Consider the following 18915-nt stretch of genomic DNA (forward strand, 5'->3'; position numbering starts at 1 on the left):
AAATATAACTGGTGTTTAAAAAGTATAATCAGTTTTGTTTTTGCAACCATTTAAGTGCATAATCTGCTACTTCCTGCCAACCTTCCTGACCCAGTACAAAATGTGTCCGGCCCTCAAATTTTTTGTAATCTGTTACAGATCCGCTGCTTTTGTACTTTATAAAATTGGAATAATTGAGTGACGCCGGTATGGTATGGTCGGCGGTTCCGGAGATGAGTAGTAAGGGGGCATGCGGTTTTTCAAAATCAATTTTGGCAACTTTGGTAATGGTATCGCGAACGATCATTTTTGATTCGGGAATCGCCAGTTTGTAGTATCCTTCTTTCTGGGTATCCATCGACAAACCATTTGTAAAGGCGTATCTCCATTGGCGGAAAGACATCAGGAAACTTTTATTGACAGGTGTGAAAAAGCCCAGCGGTCCCCAGCCGGCAATTAGAAATGATAATTTAAATGTTAGAATACCTTGCGGAGGTACCGAATGAATGGCAACGGCGGCGGCGGCTAAATCACGCTGCAACAATATTTGGCTGATAAGTCCGCCAATGGAATGGCCTATCAAAATGGGCTTTTCAGGCAAGCCGGAAGCAATTCCCGCGTAGTATTCAATAAGTTCAGACAAGCGCATAGAGGCGATCAAGGCGTCGGGCTGGCGATTTCGAAGTTCTTCTGCCGAAGCGTTTTTATTGGGCCAGGCGGGAGCAAGGGTCTGGTATCCTTTGGTTTCAAAATAAGTTTTCCACTCATCCCAACAGGCATTGCTTACAAAGGCTCCGGTTACGAATAGAATCGTTTTAGAAGGAAGGACTTTCATATTTGGCTAAGTTGATTTGCCAAGCAAAGACCAAAATGTATGCCCTATACGTAAACAGTTATATCACAGTTAGTTGATTACTTTTATAAGGAGGAAGGCGACGATATATCGTTTTGAAGAGATAAAACGGACGAAATAAAGTTTGTCGGGTCTAAATCACAAATTGACCGCTGACGTATAATAAATATTTCAATGATTTTATTTAATATTACTTGTTCTACATCAGCAAATTAGCAGAGACAATGCCGCCGGTTATTAATTACGGCAAGTATTCTTGTTTTTTGGTATACTTTATGATTGAAATGCATAAATACTCCAACCATTATGCTGAAATTCATTACTGTTTTTTGCATTTTAATACTGACAACACCATCTTTCGGGCAGGATCCTGGTCCTTTTTCGATTGAGGAAGCGAAGCCGCTTTTGCTTAAACTCAAAAAAAGCCCAAGCGATACCAATAGAGTCCAGATATTGCTTCAATTGAGTGATCAGTATACACATCGGAAAAACGAAAGTGCTCTTGCTATTGATTCTGCATTGTTTTATTCAATGGCTGCAAGTAGGTTGAGTACCACGCTCGTATATCCAAAAGGTGAGGGATACAGTTATTTACAGCTTTCCAGGATTTTGCCAAAGAAAAAGGAACGGGAAAAGGGAAGGGTTTATTTATATAAAGCAATACAGGTTTTTTCGAGGGCAAAGGCGTTTTATATGCTTGGTGAAAGTTACTTTACCCTGGCCGGATTTTATTCCCTTTCTGAAAATGAAATTAAAGAGAAAATTAAATTCATGCAGCAGTCGCTACATAATTTCAGGCTGGCAGGAAATCGTGAAAAGGAAGGTCATGTTCTGAAAGAGCTTGGCGATTTGTATTTTATCCAGGGGAATACGGGTCAGGCGCTAGCAACATTAAAACATTCACTGAAAATATTTCAGTCGATCAAATACAAGAGATTGATGGGTGTTTATGATTTGCTTGGGCGCGTATACTCTGATTTAGGTGATCCGTGGGAAGGTATAAAATATGGCCTGCTTGCACTTGCTACGGCAAAACAAGTCGGCGACACCAGTATTCAGCAGTGCACTATTTACAATCGTATCGGGATGACCTACTTTGATTTAGGGGATTTTGAAAACGCGCATCAATATTACAAGTACGCTCTGACAATTGCCGAGAAATACAAAGATGCTGATGCGATTTATGAAGTGGCGTCCAACCAGGCATTTGCTTTGAACGGGCTTAACCGGCCAGTGGAATCTTTGGCACTCTTAAATAAAATTGAAAAAAAATATACAGCGGCGGGTGTTGATGGAAGAGTCATGATTGATCACGCAATCATTTCTACGTTAAGGCAGCTTAAACAAAATGCAAAAGCAGAAATTTATTGTGATGAATTGCTGAATATAGCTTCACATCTTACCTCCCGTGAGGAGTTGCACAATAAAATTTACAGTATCGTAATTCCATTTTATCTGGCAACACAGGATTATTCAAAAGCTGAAAAATATCTGCCGCTGCACAAAGAGCTTGCCGGCAGATCACAAAACAGGAAAAATCAATATGCCAACTTTTTGTGGCAGTCAAGACTGGATTCTGCGAGGAGAAATTATGTTTCGGCGATGGGTAATTATGAACATTACAGTGCGCTCAAAGATTCCGTTTTTAACGAGACAAAAATTCGGGAAATTGGCCAACTTGAAGTAATCTATGATATTGAAAAGAAGGATGAAAACATCGGGATGCTAACCAAACAATCACAGCTTCAGGCAGGAATGCTGAGGCAGGCTTCACTTGTGCAGAAAATTACCTTGGTCAGTATTGCGATGCTGCTGATCATACTTTCGCTGCTTTATAACAGCTACCGGCTCAATCAGAAGATCAACCTTAACATGCAGGTTCAGCAGGAAGAGATTAACAGGAAAAATATTTCGCTGAGCCGTTTGGTAATAGAAAAAGAATGGCTGATCAAGGAAATCCATCACCGGGTGAAAAATAACCTGCATATGGTGGCTGGGTTGCTGGATTCGCAATCTGAATTTTTGAAAACAGATGAAGCCAGAATGGCCATAACCGATAGTCAGCACAGGATTCAGTCCATGTCGATGATTCACCAGAAACTATATCAAACTGAAAATATGTCGACAATTGATATTTCTGCCTATGTCCACGAAATGGTAGCTTACCTGAAAGATTCTTTTGATTCCCGGCAGCCGATCATTTTTAATATTCAGGTGGAGCGTGTGGAAATGAATATCAGTTATTCCATTCCTCTTGGACTTATTTTGAACGAAGCGATTACAAATGCCATAAAATATGCCTTTCCTGGTGACAGGAGTGGAATTATCACCATTGTTCTTGAACAGACAGTTCCGGAAAATTTCATCCTTAGCATTTCAGATAACGGCATAGGTATAAGTAATGATTTTGACATACAAAAAAACAATACTTTCGGCCTGGCGCTGATTCAGGGACTTTGTGATGATATTGGTGGTAAACTGGAAATCAATAGTCATGGCGGAACAGAAATCAGAATCAGTTTTGTATATCAGCCAGAAGGCCACGCAGAATCCATAGCCTGAAAATACCCAACTCTTAACTTTGGACTAAGAAATGAACCAGAAAATACTCATTGTTGAAGATCAGTTTATCGAGGCAAATCATCTTCGGTTGATGTTGCAAAGGGCCGGTTACGGTGTTTGCGGCATCGCCAGGTCTGTGGACCAGGCGGAAGAACTAGTGGAATCGGAAAAGCCGACAATGGTTTTGCTCGACATATTTTTGACCGGAAAAAGAACTGGTATTGAACTGGCCGAAAAACTTCGGGATAGCAATATCCCTTTTATTTATCTTTCAGCAAATTCTAATGAAGAGGTGCTGAACGCGGCGAAAGCAACACACCCAAATGGATTTCTGGTAAAACCCTTTCGCGAAAAAGACTTACTGGTGGCACTTCAAATTGCTGAATATCACCATGAAAATGGTCTGGAATCGAAGCTTCGAAAGGAATCTTTTTTTCAAAAACAACTTACAGCAATTCACAGTGAAAAGGCTGGCTGGGAGCAAAAATTGTTGAAAGTTGCACAGGCATTGCAACCACTGATTCCGTTTGATTATATGGTGGCGGGTTATTCCGGTGAAGGGAAATTTATGCCAAACAATGCCCTGTTCTTTTTGAGAATCGGCTTTAACGAATATCAGGTTACAGGCGTTGAAGGTTTGCAGGTAGTAGCGAATCTGAAAAAGGATGAACTGGTTTCCATGCAGGCAAAAACGGTTGTCGGTACGGAGGTAACTTTTTTTAACGGTGCACCTTTTAAGAAACTTTGCAGCATACCTACTATGCGCAAAATCATTGCGGATACGTTCCATATGAATGCAGTTTTGACATTGCCGTTGCCGGGAATTTCAGATGATGGAAAAATATTTTTTATATCGTTTTACAGCCGGAGAAATGATACGTATACGGATGAGCATGCTGCGCTTTGCAACCGGATGCAATCAATTTTGACAAGAGCAATTCAAAATATGCTTAAAGTTGAAATGGTACCGCCTTCAGAAGCCGATATTGCGCTTCCCGAAATGCCTATGCAAAGTCAATCAACCCGGATTTTTGATGGAATTGTAGGTCAAAGTCATTTATTGCTTCATGTTTTTGATCTGATAAATCAGGTTGCACCTGGTGATACATCGGTATTAATAACGGGCGAAAGCGGAACCGGAAAAGAGCGGATTGCTGACAGTATTCATGCACTTTCCGGAAGAAAAGGAAAGCCCTTTATCAAAGTAAATTGCGCAGCTCTTCCCGTTAACTTAATTGAATCCGAGCTGTTTGGCCATGAGAAAGGTGCTTTTACAGGTGCAGTGGAAAGGAGAATTGGCCGGTTTGAGCAAGCCGACGGCGGTACTATTTTTCTGGATGAAATAGGAGATATGCCTTTGGAAATGCAGGTTAAGCTTTTGCGTGTTTTACAGGAAAAAGAGATTGAAAGGATCGGTGGAAAATCTACGGTCAAAGTCAATATAAGAGTGATTGCGGCTACGAACAGAAATCTGGAAAAAGAGGTTGCCGAGGGGCGTTTTCGACTTGATTTATATTATCGTTTAAATGTTTTTCCACTGCAACTCCCATCGCTGTCGGAGAGAAAAGAGGACATTCCTTTGCTTGTAAATCATTTTATACGCTATTACAGTCGCAAAACGGGAAGAAAGATTTCCGGTGTTTCTGATCGTGTTATGAAAAACCTGCTGACTTATGACTGGCCGGGAAATATCAGGGAGCTCGAAAACCTGATCGAAAGAAGCGTATTGCTCACCAAAGGATTTGTGATTGAGGAAGTTACGCTGCCTTTGTCCAAAAATAAAAAACCGGCCAGTCAGGAAGAGGATGGACGGATGAAAACCATTTTTGAAAATGAACGTGACCATATCATAGCTGTATTGAAAAAATGCAACGGCCGAATTCGCGGAGCATTTGGAGCCGCTGAAATACTGGATATTCCTCCAACAACACTTGGTTCAAAAATGAAAAAACTTGGAATAAGGAGAGAATTTGTTTCTTAGCTTAATCTTCAATTTTTTAAACTAAAAACAATTTTATATCGTCGCTTTATTCGGAAGATGACGATATATCGTTTATAAATAAGACTAATTTTTACATAAACATTTGAAATTCAGTGATTTGATTTCATGGTATATGCTTTGTCTTATAAGTGAAAGATTTACCTCTAAACTTATAAAATACCATGATCACTTCTATTTCTCTAAACAGACGGAATTATACAAAAACCGGAAATCATTTAAAGTCAGTACCGCAGGTTACACTGGATAAAACTCTGTTTGATATTCATCCTATTGACGCCGGCAGAGGCAAAAATTATTTGGACAATATCGTTATGCACCGGCATAATCATTTTGAAATTGTTTGGATAACGCAGGGAAGCGGCCAATTTGCTATTGATACCGAGCAATATGAAATTTCTGAAAACCTTGTTTTTTGTCTGAATCCGGGAAAAGTGCATCAGCTCAAAGGAAATGAGCATCTCCGGGGTTTTGTCTTTTCGTTTCAAAAAGAGTTTCTGTATACGGGCCGTGACGCAATCAACGGGAATTTTTCTTATGACGAATCTTCGCGCTGGAATCTGGATTTTTCTATGGTCCGCATTAAGACCAATATGCAAATCGAGATGCTGGAAATCGTAAAAAGCATGCAGCGGGAACTGGCCAATATTTCCCTCATGCAACATGATGTTTTGCGTGGATTTCTACATATATTTCTTATCTACCTCACCCGGCAGCGTGATACTTCCTTTATTTCACCAGCAGGAGCTCAAAGTTCTGGTCTGACGAAAAAGTTCTTTTCACTTTTGGAAAAAACCTATACCACCAACCACCGGGTATCTGATTTTGCATCTTTGCTTTCAGTGACGCCAAATTATCTGAATGAGAGAGTCAAAAAAGATTCCGGATATTCGGCAAGCCATAATATCCATCAGCGTATTATTCTGGAAGCGAAGCGTTTGATTATTTGTAAAAACCTGACGCTCAAAGAAACAGCCTATCATCTTGGTTTTGAAGATACTGCCTATTTCAGCAAATTTTTTAAAAAAATTTCCGGATTTAATTTTACCGATTTTAAACAAAAACAAGTTTGACAAACTGCTGTTTAATTAATATAATCATGCAGCTTACTCCGGTAAATAAATGATAAATGTTGCACCGTTTCCAGGCTGGCTGGTTGCCGAAATCGCTCCTCCATGATTAGAAGCAACTTTTTCACAAATGGCCAGTCCTATACCCGTTCCGGCAAATTCACTTCTGCCGTGCAGGCGCTGGAAAACCTGAAAAATCCTGTCGGCATACTTTTGGTCAAAACCAATTCCATTGTCTGCAACTTCAATCCTGTAATATCTTAAAGCTGATTTAGCGGGTTTCACGTTGGCCGGTAATTGGTAGGACGGTATGCTGTCTGAACTTATTTTGATAACCGGAGCGATATCTGGGTGCTTAAATTTCAACGCGTTACTGATCAGATTCAGGAAAAGCTGGCCAAGCTGGGATTCATCACCGGTGATCACAGGAAGCTTATTTACGGTAATAACCGCACCGGTTTCCTGAATTGTCAATTCAAGATCTGACAACACAGCATCCACTACTTTTGAAAGAGGAACCGTCTCTGTATTATCCTGTTTGGTTGAAATTCTGGAAAATGTTAAAAGGTCATGGATCAGCACAGACATGCGATTTGCAGCAGTCTGCATCCGTTCGATCAGATGAACTCCCTCGCCAAGATCCTTATTGTAACGGCTGCTTAGCAAATTTCCAAATGACTGAATTTTACGTAACGGCTCCTGTAAATCATGTGAAGCAATGTACGCGAACTGCTGAAGATTCTGGTTAGACTGCGTAAGCAGATAATTGGATTCTGCCAGTTCCTCGTTGGTTGCCATATATTCTTCATTAATTGCAGCCAGCTCTTCATTGATAACTTCCAGTTCCGCAGTTCTTTCCTGAACCTGATGTTCCAGCTCGATTTGCAGCAGCCTTTGCTCAGTAACATCCTGAGCTGTCCCACGCATCTGGTATGCTTTTCCCTGCTCGTCAAAAAATGCTCTTCCGCGTGCCTGCAATATTCTGCGCTGGCCATTATTCCGGCTTGTCACAATATATTCTTCTACATAAGACCCATCAGGATAATCATTTAATGCTTTGTTAATATTATCCTCAACTCTTGATCTGTCATTCTCATCAATAATATTTATTACGTCCAATAAAGTCCCATGCTGTTGATCAAATCCAAACCATTTGGCCATACGTGCTGAGAAGTTAACCGTCATGTTTACCGGGTTAAGTTGCCAGGTCGCCAGTTCTGCTAAATCAACAGCGTCCCGAAGACCTTCTTCTGCTTCTTCCAGTTTTTGCCTGGCCAGAACCTGATCCGTAACTTCCGTAGCCGTTACAATTACGCCGTAACGTTCTCCTTTTGTGTCAATTAAAGGCTTATAAATGTGATTGTAGTAACCGGTATAAGGTTTTCCAAAACGGATAAGATCTATTTTTTCTTCTGGTTGATGGAAAACTTCTCCGGTGTGCAAAACATGCAGAAGTCTATCCATGGTGGGTGTGTTGGCAAGTTCAGGAATGGCATCCAGAACAACTTTTCCACGAATAGATTCATCTTTTCCTACCATGTTGACCATGACCTCATTAGCGGTTCGAATCCTCATTTCTTCACCAACCAGTACGAACTTTGCAATAGGAGAATTGTCGATAACACTTCTGGAAAATAATTCACTATCTTCCAGTTGCTGCCGCGCCCTTACAGATTCTGTTACATCCACACTTACATCCAGAATTGCAAAAACTTTCCCATTTTGATCAAAAAGGGGCGTGTAGGTGAAATCGTACAAATTGTGTGTCATAACGCCATGTTTTACAATATTGACCAGCGCTGCATCACTTTTATACATTTTCCCAGTGGTGAAAACCTGGTCAAGAATTTCGAGAAACGCTTGGTTTTGAAGTTCAGGCATCACCTCCCGAAGCGGTTTTCCTGCAATATCGGGGCCCTTTCCAATGATATCAATGAATGCCTGATTAGGCATTTCTACGATCATATCTTTACCTGTAAAGACGACCATACCGGCAGGTGCGGCTTCAATAACTGATCGTAATTTTGCTTCACTTTCTTCTAGGGCTTTTCTGGCGAGTACTTCGCTGGTAACGTCCACAGCCATATCCATTACAGCGTAGATTTCTCCCTTCGCATTTCTTAAAGGCTTGTAGGTATAATCGAAATAATAAGTGTTTATTTTACCATCTATTTTAAGTTGAGCAGGCTCACTTTTACCAACGTATGTTTTTCCGGTTGTAAAAACATCGTCCAGAATTTGAAGAAATGGCTGTCCAATCAGTTCAGGAACGGCGTCTTTTAATGGTTTTCCAAGTATGGCGGTATCTTTACCCCAATATTGAATCATCTTCTCATTAGCGACTTCAACGATTAATTCACGTCCGACCATGAGGCAAGTAGCAACTGGTGCTTCTTCAACCAGGGACCGGAATCTAGCTTCGCTTAACTCAACTTCTTTTTTTGCAATTACCTGAGCCGTAACTTCGGTTGCAAGCACAATCACACCAGATACTACATTGGATCTATCGCGCAGCGGGGTGTAAACAAAATCGAAATACTTGTCTTCAACCTTTCCGTTGTTGATTAATTTCGCTAAAACACCAGTTCCGAAAAAGGGTTCTCCTGTATCATACACTTTATGAAGCAGTTCAATAAAGCCCTGGCCCTTGATCTCGGGCAAAGCGTCGATGATGGGTTTTCCAATGATGGATTTATCTTTCCCCCAGAGTTCGAAAATTTTGTCGTTTCCTATTTCAACAACCATGTCCCTTCCCCTCATCAAGCCTATTGCCATCGGGGATTGGTCAACCATGGTTTGAAAGCGTTTTTCACTATGCTTCACATCGGTGATATCCCGGGCAATTACCAGCACGCTTTCCACGGAGCCATTTTCACTAAATTCCGGGATGAGTCGTGAATGAAAAAAGATTTCTCCGCTTGATGTGCCGAGGGAGTTGTAATACTCCTGTTGTTTTCCGGTTTCCAGGACATGTTTCAAAAGATCAGGTTTCGCAATGAAATCCGGCTGACCTATTTCATAACTGGTTTTTCCAAGTAATGAATCAATGGAAAATCCTGTTTTGTCTTCAAATGCAGAATTGGCAAAAACCAGTTTTAGATTTTTATCCCAACGTGTTATAACATCCGGCGTGTTATTCACAAGTGTTCTTATTTTTTCTTCATTCTCACGTAGAAGCTGCCGGTTTAGGACGTCCTGCGAAACATTTTGCGCAGTTCCCAGAAATCTTTCCGGTTTTCCGTTTTTGTCAAAGTGCGCCAAACCTTTACAAAGCAGCCACCTTGTTTGTCCATCAATATTTGATGTTACACGAAACTCAACGTTATATGGTTTTCTGATTGCACCATCCAAGGCCAGTCTTACACCTTCATCCACCCGTTTTTTATCATCCGGATAAATCAGGGACAATACGTGATCATAAGGAACAATGTCATCGCCTGAGAATCCATACAAATCCTTGGTACGATGGCACCAACGAACAGTATTATTGGTTAAATCCAATTCCCAGGTACCAACGGATGCGGCTTCAAGGGCCATTTCCAGTCTTTCTACTTCGACGCTGCTATTCGGGCTAAAAGGTTTATTCTGGCCGTCCATTTATGAGAATAAATTATTGTAAAGAATATAGTTGTGGAAAAACACCGTGGTTTTAGAAGACCCAAAATCACCGGTTATCTTTAATTTGGATAAATCAAATGAAACATTTTCTTATAAAATCTGTTCCAGAGGCAGATTTTTATAGCTTATAAATAAAATGGTACCACCGATTTCGGCAGTACCATTTTGTGTGATAGAAAAAATACGATCCGTTTTCAGGATGGCTTATTTTTTAAACGCTTTTTTTAATTCATCCGCGGCATAAGCCTGGGCTTCTTTTGCCTGAGGAACGATGATCGCCATACCAAAAAATTCATGGGTTACACCTGAATAATTTTTTGAATCCACTTTAACATCTGCTGCTTTTAATTTATCGGCAAGCAATTCGCCCTCACTTTGTAAAGGATCTATTTCATCCGTGATAATGGTGGTAGACGGCAATCCTTTCAGATTAGCGTTTACCAGACTTATTCTTGGATCTTTGGCTTCTGCCATATTGTTGAGGTAATTTTTTACAAACCACTCCATCATCGGCTTGTCCAAAGGTTTAGCCATCGCATTTTTCTGGTAAGATTTCGCATTCATGTCTGAATTTGCAACAGGGTATACCAAAAGTTGGTGCACGGGAATCTGAACACCTTTGTCGCGGGCCATAATACTTACATTAGCTGCAAGATTTCCTCCGGCACTTTCTCCTGCAACAGCAACCATTTTTGGATTGCCATTCCATGAAGCTGCATTTTTGAGCGTCCACAAATAAGCTTCGTAGGCATCGTTATGTGCTGTCGGGAATTTATGTTCAGGTGCCAACCGGTATGCAACAGACACCAGAATAGCACCTGTTTGTTCTGCCAAACCCTTTGCAGAAGCATCATAAACATCAAGATCAGCAATCACAAATCCTCCGCCATGATAATAAACGATAACCGGGTATGGTGCAGTCCCGCCTTTTGGCGTATAAATTCTCGCATGGATTTTTCCACCTTTTACAGGAATATCTTTTCCCACAGTATCAACCATAGGAGCAGGCATTGGTATATTATGCTCCTTAACCAAGGCCATCACTGCGTCTGTTGGTGTATGATTTTTGCGCGCTTCCTGTGCGGTAAGTTTTGGAATTGGAGTGTCTTTGAAACTTTCCAGTTTTTCAATCACAGCCTGCATTTCGGGTTTGATATCAGGAGCCCAGGCAGGCGCTTTACCAGTTGGTTTTATGGTTTCAAGGGCAGCAGTGGTATCTTTTTCTGTTTTAACAGCAGTTGAATCCGATGTAGATGCTTTGTCTGAACCGCCGCCGCACGATGTCAAAATAATTACACCAAACGCCGTAGCGAAGGATAATTTGGCCGTTTGGAATAAGTAATTTTTAGTTTTTCCGGTTACTGATTTCATAATTCTTTTTAGTTTGATGAAAGTGTTTTTCCATACACTTACGCAAATAATCAGAACATGGATTTATCAAAAGCCCAAAATTTGATACAGGTAATGATGTTTAAATTCAATTTTTGTCACTGACAAGTGAATATATAAAAGTCAGGATTTTATGAATTTGCAGAAAATTTAATTTTTACATAAATCTGTAATTGGTGTATTTTCTGATAACTAATTAATATGTTTGTATTGTTTACGAAATAAAATATTGATTCTTCTGAATTTTATTAGGTTTTATTTTAAATGTAACCGATTGTGCTGATCCAGACTTTACATAACGAAAAAGAATTGCTCGTACTTGCTTCCCAGGCTGATCAGGGAGCATTTACAACACTTTTTCATATGTATAAAAATAAGTTATACGCTTATGTTTTGAGACTGACTGAATCGGAAATGCTTGCGGAAGATATCGTTCAGGATGTTTTCTTGAAGCTGTGGAATGATCATGTTTTGCTGGATACGATTGATAATTTTGGAAGTTATCTTTTCAGAATGTCAAAGAATCAGGTCATCAACCATTTCAAAAGAATGGCTCATGAAACGCTGATCATGGCCGAGATTTTTCACCAGAACCCGGTTGGACATAACGATATTCAGGAAAAAGTAGCTTTGAAAGAAGTAGAAAAAATTCTAGGTGATATTCTGGAAAAACTTCCTCCGCAACAAAAAGCAGCATATCATCTGAGCAGAGAAGAGGGAAGGTCACATGACGAAATCGCAAACCTGCTCAAAATATCTCCAAATACAGTAAAAAATCACATTGTGCAGGCCATGTCGACGATTCGTACGCAGCTTCGTAAACATGCAGATACGATGTTATTGGTTGCTGCTATAATCTCCGTCAAAAAATAATTTCATTTTTTTTCTTCCCTGACTAGTCCCTTGCTTTCTCCCAATTGTCTTTTATTTGGTGATACCTGATATTGACTTATTTTTTAATTAATCAATATGAGTTATTCCAAATAAAAAATTAGTACATGCTAAGTTTGGGATATATTTTATGCATTGGAACAGGATCAATTTTCTGACAGAGAAGTTTTTCAGAAACGCTTGCAGCGAAGCTGAAAAACAGGAGCTTGCTCTTTGGATCAAAGAAAATCCGGATGACCAGTTATCTCTGATTCTGGAAAATGCCTGGGATAATTTTGACACTGAAATAAAAATGCCGGAACACAGTTCGGACAGAATTCTAAATACTATTTTTCCTGAAAAGGAAGCAACCATAGCATATGAATACAGTCAAGAGGCTGATATTTCTTCAAGACAACTTTGGGCAAAAATCGCTGTCGCGGCTGCTTTAATCATGGCGATTGGTATTTACTGGTGGTCTGGCATCAGGGAAAAGAATAAAATGGCGATGAAAAATATTCCTTCAACGCTGGTCGCGGATCTTCCTCCGGGAGGAAATAAAGCAATCCTAACATTAGGCGACGGATCAAATATTATTCTGGATAGCGCTGGAAACGGAAATCTGGCAAGCCAGGGGAATACAAATATTACAAAATCAGGAACTGGCCAATTAATTTACAAATCAAATAATACAGCTGCCGAAGCGGTAGTTTTTAATACCGTCACAACGCCGAAAGGCGGACAATACCACATTGTTTTACCGGATGGTTCAAAAGTTTGGCTTAATGCGGCTTCAAGTTTAAGATTTCCAACTGCATTTATTGGTAAGGAGCGCCGTGTCGAAATTACAGGAGAAGTTTATTTCGAAGTGGCGCATAATACCAAAATGCCTTTCATAGTAAAAACGGGCGAAACAGAAGTGGCCGTGCTTGGAACGCATTTCAACGTGATGGCTTATGCAGATGAAAAAGTAATGAAAACCACGCTTATGGAAGGATCTGTAAAAATAAGCAGGTCAGGCAAATCCGCCATGCTGGCACCCGGTCAACAGGCGCGTCTGACCAGTTCATCTGAAAATATCAGAGTTTTGGATCATGTGGATACGGATAAGGAAATGGCCTGGAAAACCGGATATTTTCAGTTTGAAGATGATAATCTGGAAAGTATTATGCGGCAGGTTTCGCGCTGGTATGATGTGGATATTGCCTATGAAGGCAATGCAAGCCGGGAACATTTTACCGGTCGTTTACCAAGAAATGCAAATGTTTCCAAGGTCTTGAAAATATTATCACTCAGCGGCGTAAAATTCAGAATTGAAGGAAAATCAATCATTGTAACACCATAACCCGGATCAGCCTATGATAAATTAGACACCTTTACATTTATAGGAAAACTGGTGTTGACTTACAGGCTTTAATTAAGCAAAAAAAGAACGGGAACGTTGCGACCGCTCCCGCTTCTCAAATGAGTCAGCATTACTTAACAATTATCTCAAACCGTTTAGTACCAACCCAAGAACAAAAGTATGAATCACAACTCTTTTATCCAAAAGAGGCAGGGACCGTCGTATACAGGCGACAGGTATGCCCGCTTCCTACCAACCAGAATCATTTTGGTTATGAAACTGATCTTTATTTTTTCGCTGGCTATTTGTATGCAGGTAAGCGCCAGCAGCTCAGCCCAGAAAATTACGCTTGTGGCACAAAATGCTTCTTTGGAAAAAGTATTAAGGAATATCGAGAAGCAAAGCGGTTACTCGTTCTGGTACAAAACCGAGCTGATGCAAAAGTCGGAAAAAGTTACACTTTCTATCAAGGATAGCAGTCTGGAAGAGGCGTTAGCCAAATGTTTAAAAAATCAGCCTTTTGAATATTCGATTGTAGATCAGACGGTTGTGTTGCAGCCGAAAAAGCTGATAAAGAATGTTACGCCGGTAAAGCAACTTGAAATAATCAAAGGTCAGGTTCTTGGCTCGGATGGTAAGCCACTAATTGGGGTTACAGTAATTGTAAAGGCAAGCAAACTAGGTACAACAACTGATACCGAGGGCAATTTTACAGTTAACGCAACGGACACAGATGTTTTGGTTTTCTCCTATATCGGGTTTACTACGAAAGAAGTTCTTATTGGAAAACAAAGTAATATTTCGGTTTCATTGGTTGAAAGCAATACTACGTTAGGTGAGGTTGCGGTAATTGGATACGGTACGCAATCGCGCAAAACGCTTAGCAGCGCAGTTTCAACTGTGAAGGGGGAAGAGATGAATAAAGGTGCAATTACAGATGTTGGACAGCTTTTGCAAGGCAAAGTTCCGGGTTTGAATATTACTGCCAGTGGTGATCCAAACAAACCTGCGGCAGTGGTTATGCGTGGAGCGTCTACTGTAAACAGTGCCCAGGGACCTTTTTATGTAATTGACGGAGTTCCAGGAGCTGATATTTCTACAATTGCTCCCGATGATATTGCTTCGATCGATGTTTTGAAAGATGCGGCTGCAACGGCCATTTATGGTAACAGAGCGGCAAACGGCGTCATTATGGTTACAACAAAAAAAGGAAAAAGAGGAGAAATGCAAATCGCTTACAGCTCTTATGTTGGTATCGAAAAGGTATCAAATAAGCTGGATATGATGACTGCGGATCAGCTGAGGTCTTTTTTAGAAAAAAATGGCGTAGGGTTTTCGCCGGCTGATGACAAAGGCGCTTCAACGGATTGGCAATCTGCAATTCAGAAAAAAACTGCTGTTTCAACAAATCATAACCTGTCCTTTAACGGAGGTGGTGAACACACGACATATAGTGCAAGCTTAAACTTTGTTAAAAAAGACGGGATTTTGTTAAATAGTTCTTTGCAGCGCGTGATTGGAAGGCTGGCGGTTGAACAATTTGCTTTGAAAGATAAATTGAAATTCAGCATGGCAGTGACAAACTCTCACAGCAGTGCAGATGATATTCCTTATCGTAACACTGTTTTGTTGCAATCTGCTCAATATCTTCCGGTATCACCTGTTACAAACGCGGATGGCAGTTATTTTGAAAATTTCCAAAATACCAACTACTACAATCCGGTGGCGATGATGAAGAATAGTGAGACCAACACCAAATCGAACAATCTGATCGGTAGTTTTAAAACCCAGATTGAACTGCCTTTTGGTCTGACTTACAATGTTGATCTTTCTTATATTAATACGACTACTTTACAGGGGTCTTACTACAATAAGTACTTTACGAACAATTACAATAATATGTACGACAATCCGGATCCTGGTGTGGCTTTTCACTCTGTTCAGGCATTTGGTAAAAACGGACAGGCAAACAGAAGTTCTTACCAGAGTACAAACAAAATTCTGGAAACTTATTTGACCTGGAATAAAGAATTTGGAAATCATTCCCTTAATGCGGTAATCGGATATTCCTGGCAGAATAATAAAATCGGTGAAGGTTTTCAGGTGACAACCAGCAATTTGCCGGTTGACAATATCAGCTACAATAACCTTGCATTAAGTAATCCTTATGGGATATCTGGTTATCAAATCAGTTTGGGCCCAGATGGGATTTACCAGGAAACGCAGTTGATTTCTGATTTTGCCCGATTCAATTATAATTACAAAGGCAAATACATGCTGCAGGGATCGATCCGCAGAGATGGAAGTTCTGTATTTGGCAAAAACAACCAGTGGGGATATTTCCCGTCTGTTGGTGCTGCATGGAGGATTTCTCAGGAAACTTTCATGGAAAACCAATCTTTGTTGAGTGAATTGAAATTGAGAGCGAGTTATGGTGTAACAGGAAATGCTACGGGCTTCAATGCTTATACGGCCCAGTTTATTTCAGGAAGTTTAGGAACCTACTATTACAACGGTACACTTACGGGAGCTTATGGCCCCACAAAATCTGAAAATCCTAACCTGAAATGGGAAAAAACAGCAACAGCTAATATCGGTCTGGACTTTGGATTATGGGGCAACAAGATAAACGGTTCCATCGAAGTGTACGACAAAAACACAACGGGTATGATTTATTCCTACACAGTTGATCCAATTCTGGTTCCATCTGGAAGCATCGTAGCGAATGGTGGAAGTGTTAATAACAAAGGAATTGAATTCAATCTTTCTGCCAACATTATTAACAAAAGCAAGTTGAAATGGACGTCAGGAATTAACCTTGCCCACAACCGAAACCTGATCACAAGTTTGTCAAATCCATTATTTGCAGGCGGTGACTCAGTTCTTCTGTCAAGACCAGAAGGTGGAGGACAATCAGGACGTTCATTGCAGATTTTGAAAGCAGGTAAGCCAATCGGTCAATTCTTCTCTTTCTTATATGCAGGTAAAAATGACAATGGCGTTTCTCAATTTGTTGCTGCTGATGGTAGCTTGACAACCACGCCGATTGTTGGTAAGGATTATCACTACATTGGAAGTTCTCAGCCTAAGTTATTGATGGGATGGAATAACAATTTTAAATATGGTAATCTTGATTTGAATGTATTTATAAGAGGTGCCTTTGGAAATAAAATTTTCAATGCAACCCGGGCAGATTTGTTCAGACCAAATACGGCACAATACACAAATATTCTGGCAGATGCAGCTGATGAATCTGTTAAGGATATTAACGCTTACGCTTATTCCTCACGTTTTATTGAAAGCGGCAGTTTTGTCCGGTTCGACAATGCTACGCTTGGATATACCTTCCGGAAATTAGGGCCATTTGTCAAGAACCTTCGCGTATATACTTCGATGAACAATCTTTTTGTCATCACAAAGTACAAGGGAGTTGATCCGGAAATTAATCAGGGTGGTATAGCACCAGGGGTGGATTACAACAATTTCTATCCTAAAACCCGGACATTCTTATTCGGTGTTAATATTTCCATTTAATGCTAACATTTACGATCATGAAAAAATCATATATTAAAATACTGTCATCAGTTTTTCTGGTTGGTGCATTGGCTTCATGTCATGACCTGGAAGTACCGGTAACGACCGAACTTACCACCGATGTTTTTCCAACAACTGCTGAACAATATATTTCTGCTTCGGGACCTGCGTACGTTGCGCTTAGAGGTAATTTCGGTGCAGAATATTTTCAGCAGCAATCCTATACAACTGATGAAGGAATTATGCCTGCAAGAGGAGGGAACTGGTATGATGGCGGACAAAACCAGACATTCCATTACCATAACTGGACACCCGACAACAGCTATATCAACGGTAACTGGACATGGTTGTCAACCATTATCGGTGTAGCAAATCAGACGATTTCTATTCTTTCAGCAAAAATGCCGGAAGGTGCAGCCAAACAAACGGGTATATCAGAAATGAAAATGGTAAGAGCATTTTCTTATTTCATGATGATGGATAACTACGGAAATGTGCCCCTTGACACGCTTTACGGTGATTTTACTCCTCGTGGAAATACGCCGCGCGCTCAGGTTTTTACTTTTATTGAAAAGGAAATTAAAAATGCTCTTCCGTATTTAAGCGATGTTTCAGGGGTAACAACCTATGGTCGTCCGAATAAGTGGATGGCCAATGCTTTATTGGCTAAAATGTACCTGAATGCTGAATATTATACCGGAACAAAACGGTATGAGGATTGTATCGCTGCTTGTGATCAAATCATGAATTCTGGTCTGTTTGCACTGGAACCAAAGAGCAGTTATCTGAAAATGTTCTATCCGACGAATGGTCCACAAATGAAAGAGTTCATTTTTGCGATTCCTTACGATCCTGCCATGACGAACACATTTCCATTCAGATCTGTAAATAACAGATCTCGTTACGATGTGCCAAGAAGTGAAGTTAAAAAATTCAGTCTGCCATTTACGCCTGCCGGTGCTGCCAGTACCCTACCTGAATTTTATGCCAACTTCAATGACGTTAATGACGTTCGGAATGGGCAATGGCTTACTGGTCTGCAATTTATGAGCGACGGAGTAACACCCGTGACCGTTACAACAACCAACATTGGGTATGATCAGTTTTACACTGGTAGCAGCCCGTCTGCACCGTATACTTATCAGGTTAATCTGACGCCGGCCGTTACACTCAGACAAAGTGTTTCAGCATTTGATGCAGGCAATGATGAAATTGCATGGCATATGGGTTACCGTAACATTAAGTTTTTCCCGGATGCCACATCTCTGAACAGAAATCAAAATAACGATATACCAATTTTCCGTTATTCTGACATTGTTTTGATGAAAGCTGAGGCAATTTTGAGAGGCGGCTCGGCTACCTTAGGACAAACGCCATTGACGTTGGTGAATCAGTTAAGAGCGGAAAGAACGACTGCGCCGGCTTTATCATCCGTTGATCTGGAATTTATTTATAGCGAAAGAGCCCGGGAATTTGCCTGGGAAGGATGGCGAAGAAATGACATGATCCGTTTTGGAAAATATGAAGGAAAATGGGGTTTCAAAACTGATTCTGATGTTAATCACAGAATATTTCCAATTCCTCGCGTGGCATTGCAGTTAAATCCTGCATTAACTCAAAATCCAGGTTATTAATTTCTGTATGTTCCGTCCCGGAAATGGGGCGGAACATTTACACTTCTCCCATTATCAAAGGT

Annotated in this window: 10 protein-coding genes; 7 read left to right on the forward strand and 3 right to left on the reverse strand. The window is 40.5% G+C overall.

The window, feature by feature from the left end:
• Positions 1–28: 28 nt before the first annotated feature.
• Positions 29–814, reverse strand: coding sequence for an alpha/beta hydrolase (locus IEE83_RS06000; protein ID WP_194119711.1), 786 nt, complete (start codon positions 812–814; stop codon positions 29–31).
• A 324-nt stretch (positions 815–1138) separates the two neighbouring features.
• Between IEE83_RS06000 and IEE83_RS06005 the strand changes: the two genes are divergently transcribed.
• The 3 genes from IEE83_RS06005 (at position 1139) to IEE83_RS06015 (ending at position 6466) form a co-directional block, all read left to right on the forward strand.
• Entirely contained in the window at positions 1139–3394 is a 2256-nt protein-coding gene (locus IEE83_RS06005; RefSeq protein WP_194119712.1) for a tetratricopeptide repeat-containing sensor histidine kinase, read from the forward strand.
• A 31-nt stretch (positions 3395–3425) separates the two neighbouring features.
• Positions 3426–5375 (forward strand): sigma 54-interacting response regulator, encoded by a 1950-nt coding sequence (locus IEE83_RS06010; protein WP_194119714.1) that lies wholly within the window; start codon positions 3426–3428, stop codon positions 5373–5375.
• Positions 5376–5557: 182 nt separating this feature from the next.
• Positions 5558–6466 carry an AraC family transcriptional regulator gene (locus tag IEE83_RS06015; RefSeq protein WP_194119716.1) on the forward strand — a complete coding sequence of 303 codons (909 nt, stop codon included), beginning with the start codon at positions 5558–5560 and terminating at the stop codon, positions 6464–6466.
• Between the two features lie 33 nt (positions 6467–6499).
• On the opposite strand, the gene IEE83_RS32855 is transcribed toward IEE83_RS06015, so the two are convergent.
• Both IEE83_RS32855 and IEE83_RS06035 read right to left on the reverse strand, forming a co-directional pair.
• On the reverse strand, positions 6500–10060 hold the full coding sequence (locus IEE83_RS32855) for a PAS domain-containing protein (RefSeq protein ID WP_228101691.1): 3561 nt from the start codon (positions 10058–10060) through the stop codon (positions 6500–6502).
• 225 nt (positions 10061–10285) lie between these two features.
• Positions 10286–11452 (reverse strand): alpha/beta hydrolase, encoded by a 1167-nt coding sequence (locus IEE83_RS06035; RefSeq protein WP_194119717.1) that lies wholly within the window; start codon positions 11450–11452, stop codon positions 10286–10288.
• A gap of 294 nt (positions 11453–11746) precedes the next feature.
• Here IEE83_RS06035 and IEE83_RS06040 point away from each other — a divergent pair, with 294 nt between their 5' ends.
• The 4 genes from IEE83_RS06040 (at position 11747) to IEE83_RS06055 (ending at position 18853) form a co-directional block, all read left to right on the forward strand.
• Positions 11747–12343, forward strand: a complete 597-nt coding sequence (locus IEE83_RS06040; RefSeq protein WP_194119718.1) for an RNA polymerase sigma factor — start codon at positions 11747–11749, stop codon at positions 12341–12343.
• Between the two features lie 148 nt (positions 12344–12491).
• The gene (locus IEE83_RS06045; protein WP_194119719.1) at positions 12492–13685 is read left to right on the forward strand and encodes a FecR family protein; all 1194 of its coding nucleotides are present in this window, start codon (positions 12492–12494) and stop codon (positions 13683–13685) included.
• A gap of 180 nt (positions 13686–13865) precedes the next feature.
• Entirely contained in the window at positions 13866–17219 is a 3354-nt protein-coding gene (locus IEE83_RS06050; RefSeq protein WP_228101692.1) for a TonB-dependent receptor, read from the forward strand.
• A 17-nt stretch (positions 17220–17236) separates the two neighbouring features.
• The gene (locus IEE83_RS06055) at positions 17237–18853 is read left to right on the forward strand and encodes a RagB/SusD family nutrient uptake outer membrane protein (protein ID WP_194119720.1); all 1617 of its coding nucleotides are present in this window, start codon (positions 17237–17239) and stop codon (positions 18851–18853) included.
• Positions 18854–18915: the final 62 nt, after the last annotated feature.

Source organism: Dyadobacter subterraneus (genome assembly GCF_015221875.1).
GTDB classification, from domain to species: domain Bacteria; phylum Bacteroidota; class Bacteroidia; order Cytophagales; family Spirosomataceae; genus Dyadobacter; species Dyadobacter subterraneus.

Excerpts from the sequence above, each read along its gene's own strand:
- IEE83_RS32855 (WP_228101691.1), bottom strand. The coding sequence starts at position 10,060 with ATGGACGGCCAGAATAAACCTTTTAGCCCGAATAGCAGCGTCGAAGTA.
- IEE83_RS06050 (WP_228101692.1), top strand. The coding sequence starts at position 13,866 with ATGAATCACAACTCTTTTATCCAAAAGAGGCAGGGACCGTCGTATACA.
- IEE83_RS06000 (WP_194119711.1), bottom strand. The coding sequence starts at position 814 with ATGAAAGTCCTTCCTTCTAAAACGATTCTATTCGTAACCGGAGCCTTT.
- IEE83_RS06035 (WP_194119717.1), bottom strand. The coding sequence starts at position 11,452 with ATGAAATCAGTAACCGGAAAAACTAAAAATTACTTATTCCAAACGGCC.
- IEE83_RS06010 (WP_194119714.1), top strand. The coding sequence starts at position 3,426 with ATGAACCAGAAAATACTCATTGTTGAAGATCAGTTTATCGAGGCAAAT.
- IEE83_RS06045 (WP_194119719.1), top strand. The coding sequence starts at position 12,492 with ATGCATTGGAACAGGATCAATTTTCTGACAGAGAAGTTTTTCAGAAAC.
- IEE83_RS06005 (WP_194119712.1), top strand. The coding sequence starts at position 1,139 with ATGCTGAAATTCATTACTGTTTTTTGCATTTTAATACTGACAACACCA.
- IEE83_RS06055 (WP_194119720.1), top strand. The coding sequence starts at position 17,237 with ATGAAAAAATCATATATTAAAATACTGTCATCAGTTTTTCTGGTTGGT.
- IEE83_RS06015 (WP_194119716.1), top strand. The coding sequence starts at position 5,558 with ATGATCACTTCTATTTCTCTAAACAGACGGAATTATACAAAAACCGGA.